The sequence below is a fragment of the Acinetobacter sp. MD2(2019) genome (assembly GCF_035615615.1).
Lineage (GTDB): Bacteria > Pseudomonadota > Gammaproteobacteria > Pseudomonadales > Moraxellaceae > Acinetobacter.
The window spans coordinates 25177-39679 of the sequence record NZ_VTDU01000007.1 but is presented as its reverse complement, the minus strand read 5'-3'; the positions used below and the strand labels follow the sequence as shown (position 1 = coordinate 39679).

The 14503-nt window shown below is 40.0% G+C and carries 15 protein-coding genes; 8 read left to right on the top strand and 7 right to left on the bottom strand.

Going from position 1 to position 14503, the window contains the following annotated elements; translation table 11 throughout:
• The first annotated feature begins 55 nt into the window (after positions 1–55).
• Positions 56–943 carry a LysR family transcriptional regulator ArgP gene (locus I2F62_RS05455; RefSeq protein ID WP_324626012.1) on the top strand — a complete coding sequence of 296 codons (888 nt, stop codon included), beginning with the start codon at positions 56–58 and terminating at the stop codon, positions 941–943.
• 30 nt (positions 944–973) lie between these two features.
• Here the strand turns inward: I2F62_RS05455 and I2F62_RS05450 are convergent, their stop codons facing one another.
• Together I2F62_RS05450 and grxD are read right to left on the bottom strand one after the other, a co-directional pair.
• Entirely contained in the window at positions 974–1753 is a 780-nt protein-coding gene (locus tag I2F62_RS05450; RefSeq protein WP_324626011.1) for a F420-dependent NADP oxidoreductase, read from the bottom strand.
• A gap of 73 nt (positions 1754–1826) precedes the next feature.
• Positions 1827–2171 (bottom strand): Grx4 family monothiol glutaredoxin, encoded by a 345-nt coding sequence (gene grxD, locus I2F62_RS05445; protein ID WP_324626010.1) that lies wholly within the window; start codon positions 2169–2171, stop codon positions 1827–1829.
• Between the two features lie 162 nt (positions 2172–2333).
• Here grxD and I2F62_RS05440 point away from each other — a divergent pair, with 162 nt between their 5' ends.
• Positions 2334–3551 carry an aspartate aminotransferase family protein gene (locus tag I2F62_RS05440; protein WP_324626009.1) on the top strand — a complete coding sequence of 406 codons (1218 nt, stop codon included), beginning with the start codon at positions 2334–2336 and terminating at the stop codon, positions 3549–3551.
• Between the two features lie 74 nt (positions 3552–3625).
• Here I2F62_RS05440 and I2F62_RS05435 read toward each other — a convergent pair whose 3' ends face one another.
• The 3 genes from I2F62_RS05435 to surE form a co-directional block, all read right to left on the bottom strand.
• On the bottom strand, positions 3626–4552 hold the full coding sequence (locus I2F62_RS05435) for a LysR family transcriptional regulator (RefSeq protein ID WP_324626008.1): 927 nt from the start codon (positions 4550–4552) through the stop codon (positions 3626–3628).
• A 97-nt stretch (positions 4553–4649) separates the two neighbouring features.
• Positions 4650–5468 (bottom strand): peptidoglycan DD-metalloendopeptidase family protein, encoded by an 819-nt coding sequence (locus I2F62_RS05430; RefSeq protein WP_420713726.1) that lies wholly within the window; start codon positions 5466–5468, stop codon positions 4650–4652.
• A gap of 119 nt (positions 5469–5587) precedes the next feature.
• Positions 5588–6364: a 5'/3'-nucleotidase SurE gene (gene surE / locus I2F62_RS05425; protein ID WP_324626007.1), complete on the bottom strand. Its 777-nt coding sequence runs from the start codon at positions 6362–6364 to the stop codon at positions 5588–5590.
• Positions 6365–6587: 223 nt separating this feature from the next.
• Here surE and I2F62_RS05420 point away from each other — a divergent pair, with 223 nt between their 5' ends.
• The 6 genes from I2F62_RS05420 (at position 6588) to purB (ending at position 12181) form a co-directional block, all read left to right on the top strand.
• The gene (locus tag I2F62_RS05420) at positions 6588–7013 is read left to right on the top strand and encodes an MCR_0457 family protein (RefSeq protein WP_324626006.1); all 426 of its coding nucleotides are present in this window, start codon (positions 6588–6590) and stop codon (positions 7011–7013) included.
• Between the two features lie 111 nt (positions 7014–7124).
• Positions 7125–8273 (top strand): D-alanyl-D-alanine carboxypeptidase PBP5/6, encoded by a 1149-nt coding sequence (gene dacC / locus I2F62_RS05415; protein ID WP_324626005.1) that lies wholly within the window; start codon positions 7125–7127, stop codon positions 8271–8273.
• A 97-nt stretch (positions 8274–8370) separates the two neighbouring features.
• On the top strand, positions 8371–8859 hold the full coding sequence (locus I2F62_RS05410) for an NUDIX hydrolase (protein WP_324626004.1): 489 nt from the start codon (positions 8371–8373) through the stop codon (positions 8857–8859).
• A 4-nt stretch (positions 8860–8863) separates the two neighbouring features.
• Positions 8864–9997 (top strand): tRNA 2-thiouridine(34) synthase MnmA, encoded by a 1134-nt coding sequence (mnmA, locus tag I2F62_RS05405; protein WP_324626003.1) that lies wholly within the window; start codon positions 8864–8866, stop codon positions 9995–9997.
• Between the two features lie 12 nt (positions 9998–10009).
• Positions 10010–10747 (top strand): high frequency lysogenization protein HflD, encoded by a 738-nt coding sequence (gene hflD, locus I2F62_RS05400; protein ID WP_324626002.1) that lies wholly within the window; start codon positions 10010–10012, stop codon positions 10745–10747.
• A gap of 45 nt (positions 10748–10792) precedes the next feature.
• The gene (gene purB / locus I2F62_RS05395) at positions 10793–12181 is read left to right on the top strand and encodes an adenylosuccinate lyase (protein WP_324626001.1); all 1389 of its coding nucleotides are present in this window, start codon (positions 10793–10795) and stop codon (positions 12179–12181) included.
• A 70-nt stretch (positions 12182–12251) separates the two neighbouring features.
• Here purB and I2F62_RS05390 read toward each other — a convergent pair whose 3' ends face one another.
• Both I2F62_RS05390 and I2F62_RS05385 read right to left on the bottom strand, forming a co-directional pair.
• A complete protein-coding gene (locus I2F62_RS05390) occupies positions 12252–13166 on the bottom strand; it encodes a DMT family transporter (protein WP_324626000.1) in 915 nt (304 codons plus the stop codon).
• 182 nt (positions 13167–13348) lie between these two features.
• The gene (locus tag I2F62_RS05385) at positions 13349–13906 is read right to left on the bottom strand and encodes an FxsA family protein (protein WP_324625999.1); all 558 of its coding nucleotides are present in this window, start codon (positions 13904–13906) and stop codon (positions 13349–13351) included.
• Between the last annotated feature and the right edge of the window lie 597 nt (positions 13907–14503).

Genomic DNA, 14503 nt, shown 5'->3' with positions numbered 1-14503 from the left:
AGTTTTAATTCAGTAAAATTAAAAACTTCTCAGGGAAACTAAATTATTTTTAGCCATGTTGGACTATAAACAAGCAGATGCATTTTTAGCAGTGATTGAAACCGGTTCATTTGAACATGCTGGATTAAAACTTTGTGTGACTGCATCGGCAGTTTCATTACGGGTACAAGCACTAGAAAAAGAGTTAGGGCAACTGCTGGTATTGCGTGGTCGTCCTTGTACGGCAACTCAGGCGGGACTTGAAGTCTTGGAATATTTACAGCATTGCAATCGCTTAGAGCAAAATTTATTACATCATCTAAAGGGACACAGCGAGCAACAATTTTTTAAAGTCACCCTCGCAACCAATGCCGATTCTTTGGCTACGTGGCTATTGCCACTTTTGCAACCAGTTTTATTGCGCGACCATATTGCACTGGAATTAAAATTAGATGATCAATCAAGAACTTACAATTTATTAGAAACAGGTGCAGTCAATGCCTGTATTTCTATTGAAAGTAAGCCAATGAAAGGTTGCGAAAGCCAACTATTGGGCGTAGTCCGCTATAAAATGGTTGCAACCCCTGAATTTTATAAAAAATGGTTTAAATCTGGTTTAAACCGCGAAGCACTTCGCACTGCGCCTGCCCTTATTTTTAACCATCACGATCAAATGCATATTCAACTTTTATATAAACTTTTTGGTTTGGCCAAAGGAACCTATCCGTGTCATTTTATTCCATCGTCTGAGTCTTTCGTGCATGCGATTCACTTAGGGCTGGGTTATGGCATGGTACCCGAATTTCAGATTAAAACAGCGTTACAAAATAATGAATTAATTGAAATTTTACCTGAAGCACGAACCGAAATGGAATTATATTGGCACCATTGGAAGCGCCAGTCTGCCCCATTAGCAAAACTTACAGAACATCTGATTCGATATGCACCGACTATTTTAAAATAAATAGATCAGCGAAGTTTCTTGACTATAAGATTATTCGGGCTTGGGATGCTGCTTTTGAATCTGCTGACTCAATAAATCATAAACCGCTAAAGCAGATTCATGCCCCTGTTCAGCCAATAACGCGCGATGCATGTTTAATATATTTTGATCATGCCGTTTGGCTGGACCGGTCTGCACGGCATGCGGAGCAAACTGGGTCGCTTTTAATGCCGTTTCCAGAATCAGTGGATGCAATAATCCAAAATCGATTGCAGCGGTATCGGTTAATTGATGTGCCAGATCGTAACAATAATTACTAAAATTACATGCAAATACGGCGGCTAGATGTAAGCTTAAGCGTTGTTTAGAGCTGTAATGAAATACTTTTTTGCTTAGGCTATTTGCGAGTTGCTCAATCAGTTCGAATGCTTGTATTGTATTGCCTTCAATTAAGATCGGCAATTCAGCCCAGTTCACATCTTTTTCAAAACTAAAAGTTTGCAATGGATATAGCACACCAGATTTTTGCTGATATTTGCTTAATACGCTTAAATCGGTACTCCCCGAAGTATGCACAATACAGACCTCTTGAAAGCTTTTCGGTAAGGCTTGTGCAACAGATTCAATCGCTTGATCACTCACAGCAATGATGACTATATCAACCGCAGAATCTAGTAGTTCCAGTTGTGTAACCGCGCAAGCACAAACTTCTTTTGCCAATTTTTCGGCATTTTTCGGGCTATAAATTTGGTGAATATGATGCCCAATCTGTTTAAGTTGCTTGGCAAAATGGGTTGCAACCCGACCTGAGCCGATGAAACTTATTTTCATGTATTAATTTCCATACGCTTGCGCGCAACAAATAAAAAAGCGCCAAGTTGGCGCTCTTTTTATTTTTACAATTTTATTTGGCTTCTGGTGCTGGGCTGTATTGCTCAACAAGAGTTTTTAATTCACCCTTTTGGAACATATCTAGCATAATATCGCTACCACCAATCAATTCACCATTGATCCACAGTTGTGGGAAGGTTGGCCAGTTTGCAATTTTTGGTAATATTGCACGAATATCTTGGTTTTCCAAAATATTCACGTACGCAAATGGACGGCCAATTTGACTGAGCGCTTCAACTGCACGTGCAGAAAAACCACATTGTGGAAACTGTGGAGTCCCTTTCATATAAAGGAGTACAGCATGTTTAGCAATTTGATCACGAATTAATGCTTCTGTATCTCGTGCTTGATCAGTCATAGATATAAGTCCTCAACGATTATGCGCCTATTATACCTAAATCTTTTCAATATGGTGTGAACAGCTGTAATTTTTCTGTTTTTCTTTAATTATTTCTTTTCATCTGCCTAAGATTTTGCTTATATAAAAAGCTTTCAACGACTAGATACATAAGAGATCTCAATGAACCAATTTACCCTTGCGCCAGTTGAAACTGATCAAAGCTCTCATGTGATGCCGACTTATGGTCGCCAGCCAATCAGTTTCGTCCGAGGACAAGGTTCTTATTTGTACACCAACGACGGCACAGCTTATTTAGATGCATTAACAGGAATTGCTGTTTGTGGTTTAGGTCACGCTCACCCAACCATTGCCAGTGCCATTGCAGAGCAAGCCCAAACGCTGGTTCATACCAGTAATTTATTCGACATTCCTTGGCAAACAGCGGCTGCACAAAAATTAGCCGAAGCTTCAGGAATGCAAGAAGTGTTTTTCTCGAACAGTGGTGCAGAATCGAATGAAGGTGCAATTAAAATTGCACGTAAATATGGCCACCAACAAGGCATTCATTCACCTAAAATTATTGTAGCAGACCACTCTTTTCACGGTCGAACCTTGGCAACGTTGTCGGCAACCGGCAATAAAAAAGTCCAAGAAGGCTTTGCACCACTGGTTGAAGGTTTTTTACGCGTGCCCTTTGGCGATATTGAAGCCATTGAAGAATTAGCACTGATTCATCCAGATATTGTTGCGATTTTAGTTGAACCCATTCAGGGTGAAGGTGGGGTAAATACCGCACCTCAAGGTTTTGAATATTTAGAACAAATTCGAGATATTTGCAATAAAAACCAATGGTTAATGATGCTTGATGAAGTACAGACCGGTAATGGCCGTACAGGCAAATACTTTGCATATCAGCATACACATGCCATTCCAGATGTATTAACCACAGCTAAAGGCTTAGGCAATGGCTTCCCTGTTGGCGCAGTGATGACGCAAGGCCCTGCTGTAGGCGTGTTACAAGCTGGAAATCATGGTTCGACTTATGGTGGCACACCATTAGGTTCTCGCGTGGTATATACCGTTATCGACATTATTCAAAAAGAAAATTTAGTCGAAAACGCTGCGAAGATGGGGGCGTATATTGTTCAGCAGCTTCGTGAGCAACTCAACCGTGAAGATATTATTGTTCGTGGTTTTGGGTTAATGATTGGCATTGAATTACCTAAAGCCTGTGGCGAATTGGTCAATATTGCCCGTGAAGAAAAACAATTAATTATTAACGTCACCGCAGGAAATGTGGTGCGTTTACTGCCTGCGCTTACATTAACTCAAGCAGAAGCAGATGAACTGATTAGCCGACTTGTGCCATTAATACAAAACTTTTTAGCTGCGGCATAAGTGCATAAAAGTTTAAGGCCATAAAATAAAGCCAATCTTTAGATTGGCTTTACTTTTTATTGTAGAAACCTGCTTTAGCTTGCTTCTTTCAGTACAGTTTTGCCTAAAAAACGATCAAAATAAGCTTTTAACACATCTAAACAACGGTGAGTTCGAATAGAGGACGAATCTGCAACAACGGCATACAGCGTATATTGTGGTAATTTCCAGTCGGATAACACCACGTTTAATTGCCCATTTGAAACTTCTTTTTGCACATCTAAAGATAACACTTGAGCCACACCCAAACCGTTGCCACACAAAGACTTAACAACAGCGATATGATTCATTGCTTGCTGTTTAGGAATTTGTATTTGCAGCGAAATTTTCTCTGTTGAAATAACATGAGTAAATAACAATGGCTGTGTATTCAACAAGGCTGCATCTGAATATAACGCGTGTTTTTGCAGATCAGTTGGATGTGAAATTGGAGAATGCTTTTGTAAATAGCTCGGTGCAGCCACTAAAATCTGTTCGATGGATGCAAGTGCGACCTCGCCTTCAACTGGCATTTCGTGCTGTAACTTTAATTTAAGGGTTAAATCTGGCAACGACAAAAGTTGTTGTTCTGACGGCATCACCTCGAACTGTACATTTAAACTCGGGTGTACTTCCATCCAGTAAGACAACGCAGGAATAACATGTTGTGCGAGCAAGTCGGTACCCGCAGCAATGTTTAAAGGACCGACTAAATCTTCACGCAGCGCATGAATGCCTTTTCTACCGCGCTCTGCTGCCTCCAACATTTCTTTACAGCTTAAGAAAAAAACTTTCCCTGCTTCAGTTAAGCTAATTTTACGGGTTGAGCGATATAGCAGCGTAACGGCCATTTCTTGTTCTAAAGAACGAATTTGCTGGCTCACTGCACTGGTTGTTATACCTAGTTCTTTAGCAGCACCACTAAAAGAGTTTTGTCTGACAACACAAGCAAAAATCCCCATTGCTCGAAGCTGATCTAACATAACCTTCCCTCGGTATAAAAATATGTGATGCTGCCATCATATAACGCAATATTGAAAATCCCTATTCAACTTTTGCATTATATCAATCGGTTAAAAATTATTGAATCACTTGCATTGGGTCAATAGGTTTACCATTGGCGCGAATTTGGAATTCCAACATCACCCGATTAGCGGTACCAGTCGAGCCCATTTCTGCAATTTTCTGCCCCACTTTTACACTCATGCCACTTTTCACCAACAGCTTGCTGTTATAGGCATACGCACTAATGTAACCATTAGAATGCTTAATTAAAATGAGATTGCCATATTCTTTTAAACCGTTGTCGGCATAAACCACCTGACCATCTGCAGCAGCAAAGACTGGATCACCTTGTTGACCAGCAAAACGTACGCCTTTTACATTATTGGCTAAATTAAATTGGTCGATAATGGCACTATTTGCAGGACGTATCCATTTCAAACCAGCCGCAGGATTCGTCACCGCAGGCGCTGTGGTTTTAGCAATATTAGTGGCAGCCGCGCTTGCTGCAGCATTAGAATTTGGTAATGCAATGTGCTGGGTTTGAATAGACGGCGCGGCCTGCATTGGTTGTGTCACCACACGCGACGGTGTTGCTGCAGAACCTTTTAAACGTAATGATTGATTCACGTAAATTACATATGGCGGTGCAATGCCATTCATTTGTGCAACCGTAATATAATTCAGACCATAACGCCCAGCAATGCCACTTAAGGTGTCGCCACTACGCACCGTATAATAGTTCGGCGCATTCATGGTGTGTGTTGTACCTACCTGTGGTTTTGACGCACAGCCAGTTAATGCAGCGAATAGAACTAGAGCAAGTGAAAATGATCCTGGTTTTAACATTGAATTTTTAACTTCTTTCTCTAAATTTGGTGATTGCAACAATGGCATTGTGTACCCTCTCGACAACCAAAGATTAAATAAATTTGTGTCAAGATTAACAAAAAATTTCTTAAAGAATTTTGAATGTGGCTTTTCTTCACAAAGTTGCTACATTGTGCAACATTATATTAACTCGTTATGCCAAGCTGTTGGTGCAATTGGTCTAAAACCTCGTAGTTTGTCGCATCCATCTGAATCGGGGTAATACTGACAAACCCGTGATTAATCGCATAAAAGTCAGATTGCAAACCTTGTTGCTGTTTTTGAGGTTCAGACACCGCTTCGCCAGATAAACCAATCCAAAACACCTGATGTCCACGCGGATCGACATGACTAGAAATCGGTTTAGACTGCCGGCGTTGCCCTTGATAAGTCACCATCGCTCCGTTTAATTGAGCAATATCTGGAATATTAATATTTAAAATATGTCGCTCTGGAATTTGAGGTAAGCCTTGAGCAATAAAGTCATGCACCCACTGTGCGGCAGCTTGATAATTCTCTGCCGATTGATATTGACGCACATCAGACCCAACCAAAGACACAGCAATAGACGGATAACGCATCAATCGACCCTCAAATGCTGCACCAACGGTACCAGAGTACAAAACATCATCGCCTAAATTGGCGCCACTATTAATCCCACTCACCACCAAGTCAAACTGTATATCGAATAGACCATTTAAAGCCAAATAAACACAATCTGCAGGTGTGCCATTTACCGACCAAACATCGGGCATAATTTGAACCGGACGCAATGGACGATCCAAAGTTAAAGCACTTGAAAAACCGCTACGCTCAGCTTCGGGTGCAACAACAATTACACGGCCGAGTGGTTTTAATGCGTTGGCAAGGGCTTGAATGCCGGGGGCGAAAACACCATCATCGTTGGCAACTAATATATTCATAGTTAAAACTTTATTTTATTCATTTCATTAGGTGGTTTCTTTTTAGCACAAGCCTCGGCCTTTATGTAAGCACCCAATCGGTTTTATCTGCCTTGTTTTAACGGCAAATGGCACATTTTTGAGAGAATTTGTATCAATGACTACATCTTGATAACAGTTTCCTACTGCTATTCTTCAAAAAAAAGGGTAATCTTTTGTCATAATTTTATTTAGTTTTATTCTTATGAATCGATTGATTAAAAAATTTATTCTAGGTTTGTGTAGCACAACAATTTTATGTATGTCTTATGCGCAGGCGCAACCTGAAAAAACATCAAGCAACAAATCTGCAGAAACAGAAAATATTGAAGTTACGCCCGACCACAACTCGGTAACATCGGAAGAATTGGCAGCGATTTATGTGCTGTCGAAATTATGCAATGGTTACGGGTTTAAAAATCAAAATTTTAAAGACGGCTATACATCGTTAGTTAAAGAAAATCTGCCTGACGTTCAAAACCCAGTACAAGCTTTAGAAAAAATCGCCAAAGACAAATCTTTTAAGAAATATTTAACTGAAGCTGAACAAGATGCTAAAAAAGCGGGTGATGAACAAAATAAAGAAATTTGTCAGGAAATTTCAACGCTCAGCAACACCAAAAAGCCTTAATTTAGTTACAATACGGGTAGAATTTAAGTTGATGTCGCCCTAGCGGTCAACTTTTCTTTACCCTACAATGCTAGACCTTACACGCCTCTAAAATCGACTGGAATATCACGAATGAGCCGAAAAAGCACCTTTGCTGCCCTCTTACTTTTACCTTCTTTTTCTTACGCAGCAACTGTCTTATCTTCGCCACCGGACTTAAATAACAAATCCTACGTGTTGATGGATTACGAAACAGGTCAAATTCTTGCGGCAAAAAATGAAAATGAGAAACTTGCCCCTGCGTCAATGACGAAAATGATGACCAGTTACATCATTGAACAGAAACTATTACAAGGACAACTCACCGAAGGTGAAAAAGTCCGTATGAATGAGTCTGCATGGTGTCGTGGCAGTAGTACTGAATCTTGTATGTATGTTCCTTTAAATGGCACAGCCACTGTTCTAGAAATGTTACGCGGTATTATTATCCAGTCAGGTAATGATGCATCTAAAGCCATGGCGGAACATATCTCAGGCAATGAAGGTACTTTTGCCTACACCATGAACCAAGAAGCAAAACGTCTTGGCATGACAAATACCCACTTTATAAATGCAACGGGCTTACCGGCAGAAGGTCATTATTCAACTGCAAAAGATATGGCTGTTTTAGCACAACATATTATTCATGACAGTGCCAAATACTACCCAATTTATTCAGAACGCTCTTTTGCCTTTAACAACATTAAGCAAGGCAACCGTAACCCACTGTTATATACAGACCCAAGTGTAGATGGTTTAAAAACAGGCCACACCGAAGAAGCGGGTTATTGCTTAACTACGTCGAGTAAACGTGGTCCTATGCGCTTAATTTCCGTGATTTTTGGTACGCCAAGCGTGAATGAACGCGCAAACCAAACACGTGCGTTATTGGCATGGGGATATGCAAACTACGAAACGGTGAAAGTACAGCCATCTAATCAAGCTTTAAAAAATGTGCGCGTTTGGTTTGGTCAAGATGATGAAGTACCCGCAGGTTTAGCAGAAGACTTTAACGTGACCATGCCAAAAGGCCAAGCAAGCGACATTAAAACCCAATTACAAGTTTCGCCTGAAGTGAATGCACCACTTAAAAAAGGTCAAGTGATTGGTAAACTTGTAGCAACCTTAGATGGTAAAGTCATTGCTGAAAAACCAGTTGTTGCGTTAAAAGCGGTTGATGAAGCTGGCTTCTTCTCACGCATGATTGACTACGTTAAACAATTTTTTAGCAAATTATTTTAAAAAATATCTCTGATTGTTATTGTTTTGACAATCAAACATAGCATCAAAGGCATAAATTTCGTAAAATACGTTTTTTTAATGCCTTTGGTGCTTTTTTATGACTGCTTGGACAGCACACGTTACTGTTGCAACTGTAGTTGAAAAAGAGGGTAAATTTCTGTTTGTTGAAGAATATTCAGATGGTGTAGATTATCCTGTTTTTAATCAGCCCGCAGGTCATGTCGAAGCAGACGAAACACTAATTGAAGCCGCAATTCGCGAAACCAAAGAAGAAACTGGTCACGACATCGAAATAGACCATTTTTTAGGGATATACACCTATACCCCGCCCATGTTTCCCAACCGAACCTATTTTCGGTTTTGTTTCTTGGCGCACCTCGTTCAAGAAAACACACATGCACAATTAGACCAAGACATTATTCAAGCCGTGTGGATGAGTTTAGATGAATTACAACTCTCGGCCCGTGCACGAAGCCCTCTGGTGATTAAAGCAGTACAAGATGCAATGCATGGACAAAAGTTCCCATTGTCTGCTATTTACGAACACCCTTTTTCTCCTAAACCTATTTCACAATTGGACGCTTAATTTTATGCAACAACGTGTCATCGTCGGTATGTCTGGTGGTGTAGATTCTTCTGTTTCTGCGGCATTACTCCTTCAACAAGGTTATCAAGTTGAAGGGCTTTTCATGAAAAATTGGGAAGAAGATGACGGAACGGAATATTGCACTGCAATGACAGACCTTGCAGATGCGCAAGCGGTTGCAGATAAATTAGGCATTAAACTGCACACCGCAAATTTTGCAATGGAATATTGGGATCGTGTCTTCGAGCATTTTTTAGCAGAATATGCAGCAGGTCGTACACCAAACCCAGATATTTTATGCAATAAAGAAATTAAATTCCGTGCGTTTATCGACCATGCGTTAACACTGGGCGCAGATTTTATTGCTACAGGTCACTATACCCGCCGTGGTGCAACTCAGACCAACAGTAAAGGTGAAACCTACGCACCGTTATTGCGTGGTTTAGATCAAAATAAAGACCAAAGTTATTTCCTGCATGCTGTTCATGGGCGTGAAATTAATAAAACCTTATTCCCCGTGGGTGAAATTGAAAAACCAGAAGTCCGCCGAATTGCAGCCGAACTTGAACTTGCAACGGCAAAGAAAAAAGATTCAACTGGCATTTGTTTTATTGGCGAACGCCGTTTTAATGACTTTCTAAAACAATACTTGCCTGCTCAACCGGGTAAAATTGTACTGGATAATGGCCAAGAAGTCGGAGAACATCACGGTTTAATGTATTATACCTTGGGCCAGCGCGGTGGTATTGGTTTAGGCGGTTTACGCCATGCCGAAGAAGGCGCATGGTTTGTATTGCATAAAGATATTGAAGGCAATCGCTTAGTGGTTGGCCAAGGGCATGAACATCCTTTAATGCTGAGCACACAATTATGGAGCAATAGCATTGATTGGGTGGCCGGCGAACAAAACATTCCTAGCGACGGCTTACGCTGTACTGCAAAAACCCGCTATCGTCAGCCTGACCAAGCGTGTACAATTTTCCGCGATGACATCTCAGAAAATGGGGTGCGCGTTGAGTTTGACGAAGCGCAACGTGCTGTAACTCCGGGGCAAAGCGTTGTGTTTTATATTGATGACAACTGTTTAGGTGGAGGTGTGATTCATCATACCAATGCCCCTAAACCTGCTTTTTTGTAGGAATATTCAGGCATGGTTGACCTTCCCTTTCAACAGCCTCAACTTCTCACTGTGCGACAGAATCGCGTATTGGCGTTAGCTGGAGTGTTTCAAGCCACCCAGCTAACCCATATGACCGCGATGAAAGGTTTAAACAGTATTGGTGAAAGCGGCAATTTTTATTTTGAACACCTGATTAAAGCCAGCTTAAATATTCGCCCCATTCAACACAACGACTGCAAAACCCTCGATTTTTTTAATCAACTGAACGATTTATCCCTCGGGCTAAAAACATTAGAACAAAATATTATTCAACCGTTTAGTCCCTTACCGAAAAGTAAAATTCCCAAGCTCAGCGCCGCTAAATTACCCATGAATTATGCTGTGGCACTGCTGCATTTAGAAAAGAAAGTCTACCGCAACCCTGAATTCGTTAAAATTATTGAACAATCTCAACAGAAAATTTTAAAACAACTTTCTTTTTTCGATCAAAATTATCTACATCCGAGTATCTTGGCCAATTTGGCACAAACCTATGTCGATACGGCAGGAAAAATTAATCCGCGTATTTTAGTAAGAGGCAATGCAGAAGCATTTAAAGATTCTCAACACACCAATCGTATTCGAGCTTCTCTTTTTACTGGGCTACAAATGGCGCATCTTTGGCGACAAATGCAAGGTAGCTCCATACAACTTATTTTTGGTAAACGTAAACTTCTACACGATGTTCAGTCCATTGCGCGTCTGCAATATCAAATTAGTGAACTGTAAATCGGTTTTGTTTTAGGTGTTTTGCACCCTATTGAAGGAAACTTTATGAACGCTTTAACTGCACTTTCTCCATTAGATGGACGCTATGCGAGTAAATGTGATGCTCTTCGCCCGTATTTGTCTGAGTTTGGCTTAATTCACGCCCGTGTAACAGTTGAAGTTCGCTGGTTACAAGCCCTTGCAAAACATCCTGAAATTTTAGAAATTCCAGCGTTTAGCGATGCGACCAATCAAGCATTAGATGCCATTGTAGATACATTTTCTGAAGATGATGCTTTACGCATTAAAGAAATTGAACGTACCACCAACCACGATGTAAAAGCAGTTGAATACTTCTTAAAAGAAAAAATTGCCCACATTGATGAACTTAAAAATGCCGGTGAATTTATTCACTTTGCTTGTACTTCAGAAGACATTAACAACTTGTCGCATGCGTTAATGCTTAAAAATGGTCGTGAAGTCTTGCTGAGCAATATGCAGCAAATTGTGGCAGAAATTTCAGCCTTGGCAAGTACACATGCTGAACAACCAATGTTGTCGCGTACGCATGGTCAAACTGCCAGCCCAACCACTTTGGGTAAAGAAATGGCAAACGTGGCGTATCGCCTTGCACGCCAAGTGAAGCAATTTAAAAATGTAGAATTGTTGGGCAAAATTAACGGTGCAGTGGGTAACTATAATGCTCACCTTTCTGCTTATCCAAGCATTGATTGGGCGGCTCATGCGCAAGCTTTTGTTGAATCTTTAGGTTTAAGCTTCAATCCATACACCACTCAAATTGAACCACATGACTACATGGCGGAACTCTTTGATGCGTTACGTCGTTTTAATACTATTTTAATTGACTTTAACCGAGACGTTTGGGGTTATATCTCTTTAGGTTATTTCAAACAGCGTTTAAAAGATGGCGAAGTTGGTTCATCTACCATGCCACATAAAGTGAACCCAATTGACTTTGAAAATTCTGAAGGTAACTTAGGGATTGCAAATGCTGTACTTGCACACCTTGGTGAAAAACTGCCAATTTCTCGCTGGCAGCGTGACTTAACCGACTCAACCGTTTTACGTAACATGGGTGTAGGTTTTGCACAAAGTTTAATTGCTTTTGAAGCATGCTTAAAAGGCGTAGGCAAACTTGAATTAAATGCAGCGCGTTTACTTGACGATTTAGATCAATCACAAGAAGTGCTTGCAGAGCCAATTCAAACCGTGATGCGTCGTTACAACATCGAAAAACCATATGAAAAACTTAAAGCACTGACGCGCGGCCAAGCAATGACCCGTGAAATGATGGTGAACTTTGTAAATGGTGATGAACTTGCACAAGTTCCAAGTGATGAACGTGCGCGCTTAGCTGAATTAACGCCTGCAACTTATACTGGTAATGCCGCAGAACAAGCTAAAAACATTCACGACCTAATTGCAAAAATTTAAGTCTAAAATACAATAAAAAAGCGAAGCCCTGTGCTTCGCTTTTTGCTATTTAATACGTAGAAAATAAAGCTTAGGTTTTATCTGAATTGAGTACCTGTTGCTTCGGTTTCCATTTTAGCTCACTCACAACAACGCCCAACACCACAAATAATCCACCCAATAATGCAGCTATGCCGAGTCGCTCCCCTGCAAGTCGCCCAAAGAGCCCAGCCCAAACAGGTTCTCCAGCGTAAATAATGGCCGCTTGAGCCGGCTCAACAGAACGCTGTGCCCAGTTCATAGTCAATTGAATTAACGCACTGGCTAAGCCCAAACCCACCGCAGAGAAAATTAATGTCCAACTCATAGGCGGAATGCTGTTTTCACCAACAGCAGGCATGCTGATAAAAGCAACCAATGATGCCACAGCCAATTGAATCACCGTGACACATTTTACGTTTACCGTATTTGAAAAAAAGCTAATTAGTAAAATTTCAAGTGCAATGGCAATTGCCCCAAACAGAGTCACCAATTGTCCAAAATTAAAAGAAATACGATGCCAACCATTTCCCGTGAGTAAAATTAAGCCAATAAATGCACATAAAACACCTAACCACGCCATAGGTTTTAGCATCTTACGAAATAAGATGAATTGTAATAGCGGCACCATTGGAACATATAAAGCAGTTAAAAAAGCAGATTCACTACTAGAAATCGTTTGTAAACCCACAGTTTGTGCACCATATCCTGCTGCAATCGCTATTCCAATTACACTTCCTGCAACAAGGTCTTTCCATGTCATTTTGACTAATGCTGAGATAGAAATAAGCCCTACCGCCAAAGCCGCGGTTGCAAAACGAAAGCCCACAAAAAACATAGGAGTGCTTACCGTGACAGCATGTTGCACCACCAAAAATGTGCCGCCCCAAATAATGGTAATTAGAATTAAAGTGATTTGTGGAAAATATGAAATTTTATTTAATTTTGCTAAACCGAAGGCATTCATGCAGAATCGACACTGTAATTTATGAATAAAAATAGAGAATCTATTGTATACAGAGTTTAGTTGAAGTACATCAAAAAATAGCGAATCTGATTTTCAAGCTTGATAAAATTCATCTTATAAATCAATAACAAAAAAAAACAGAACCTTAAAAGATTCTGTTTTTTATGCCGCGTCTGTGAGTTTTAGTTTTTCTTTACATCTTTCAGTTCAATTTTTTTATGGTTCGGTTTAACTTCTCGTGCTTCACCTTCAATAATGTCTGAATCGTTGGCACTGGTTTGTTGCCCTTGCATTTGGCGCATGAGGTCTTCAAATGGATTTTGACCGCCAAAATTTGCGCCACCCATTCCCATGCCGCCCATCATTTTACCCATCATCGCTTGTTGACGTTTTGCCAAAGCCGACATGAGTGCAGCAACAACCATTTTTTGCACTGGTGGCAATAAAATTAACACCGCAATCACATCTGAAATTAAACCTGGGATAATCAGTAAAATACCTGCAATCGCCAAAGCAATTTTCTGTGTTACTGTTTTATCTGCCGACAATTGTCCAGTCATTTGCATCTGTTGCAATTGCGGCATAATGGTTGCTGTACTTGAACGCAATAGTTTAAAACCAATCACGGCAGCAAGAATAAACCAGAAAAACACATACCATCCACTAATGAATTGAGCCACGCCAATCCATACAGCAATTTCAAGTATTGCGCCTATGACAACCATTAATACGACATTCATGAAAAATCATCTATCCTTTAATTTAAAATGATATGTATAACTTTTATTCTAGCAAACAATTACACATAAAAAGATTAATAAGGGCATTTTAAAGCTTTTAAAGGTGTATTGGCTGAATTTATCATTTTTTATACACATATCGTTGGATGTATTGGGGTCTATTGACATTTTTTCTTCAAAAAAATAGCGAACTAGTAAAATTCAATTGCCAAACCCAATTTTACCATTCGCTCTAGTTCATACAATTCCGAGAACTCAACACGAGTCAGCCAAGACGCTAAAACGGTACAGGAAACATTGGATAGTCCCTTTAATGAAATGTAGCAAACTTTTTAGATGTGGCTATAACTTATATTTGCTAGGGCTAGCTGAAATTTATGTGTGAAGTATTTATGAAAGGTGGCTACAGAAAAGATTAAATATTTTTTAAAAACAACATTTTTATAATCGTATAATTCTTGTAAAATGTACTTAGACTCGCTTATAGACCTTCTATTTATTCAATACCTGAGACAAACCATTTTATTCACCTTAATAAAGAGGATGATACAAACGATCTCTGGTAACAAACAATAAGGTTTAACAAAAGCATTCTAT

Coding starts and splice junctions, on each gene's coding strand:
- I2F62_RS05435 (WP_324626008.1), bottom strand. CDS start 4,552: ATGTTAGATCAGCTTCGAGCAATGGGGATTTTTGCTTGTGTTGTCAGA.
- I2F62_RS05430 (WP_420713726.1), bottom strand. CDS start 5,468: ATGCCATTGTTGCAATCACCAAATTTAGAGAAAGAAGTTAAAAATTCA.
- I2F62_RS05450 (WP_324626011.1), bottom strand. CDS start 1,753: ATGAAAATAAGTTTCATCGGCTCAGGTCGGGTTGCAACCCATTTTGCC.
- I2F62_RS05385 (WP_324625999.1), bottom strand. CDS start 13,906: ATGAATGTCGTATTAATGGTTGTCATAGGCGCAATACTTGAAATTGCT.
- hflD (WP_324626002.1), top strand. CDS start 10,010: ATGGTTGACCTTCCCTTTCAACAGCCTCAACTTCTCACTGTGCGACAG.
- I2F62_RS05455 (WP_324626012.1), top strand. CDS start 56: ATGTTGGACTATAAACAAGCAGATGCATTTTTAGCAGTGATTGAAACC.
- mnmA (WP_324626003.1), top strand. CDS start 8,864: ATGCAACAACGTGTCATCGTCGGTATGTCTGGTGGTGTAGATTCTTCT.
- dacC (WP_324626005.1), top strand. CDS start 7,125: ATGAGCCGAAAAAGCACCTTTGCTGCCCTCTTACTTTTACCTTCTTTT.
- I2F62_RS05420 (WP_324626006.1), top strand. CDS start 6,588: ATGAATCGATTGATTAAAAAATTTATTCTAGGTTTGTGTAGCACAACA.
- I2F62_RS05390 (WP_324626000.1), bottom strand. CDS start 13,166: ATGAATGCCTTCGGTTTAGCAAAATTAAATAAAATTTCATATTTTCCA.
- surE (WP_324626007.1), bottom strand. CDS start 6,364: ATGAATATATTAGTTGCCAACGATGATGGTGTTTTCGCCCCCGGCATT.
- I2F62_RS05410 (WP_324626004.1), top strand. CDS start 8,371: ATGACTGCTTGGACAGCACACGTTACTGTTGCAACTGTAGTTGAAAAA.
- purB (WP_324626001.1), top strand. CDS start 10,793: ATGAACGCTTTAACTGCACTTTCTCCATTAGATGGACGCTATGCGAGT.
- grxD (WP_324626010.1), bottom strand. CDS start 2,171: ATGACTGATCAAGCACGAGATACAGAAGCATTAATTCGTGATCAAATT.
- I2F62_RS05440 (WP_324626009.1), top strand. CDS start 2,334: ATGAACCAATTTACCCTTGCGCCAGTTGAAACTGATCAAAGCTCTCAT.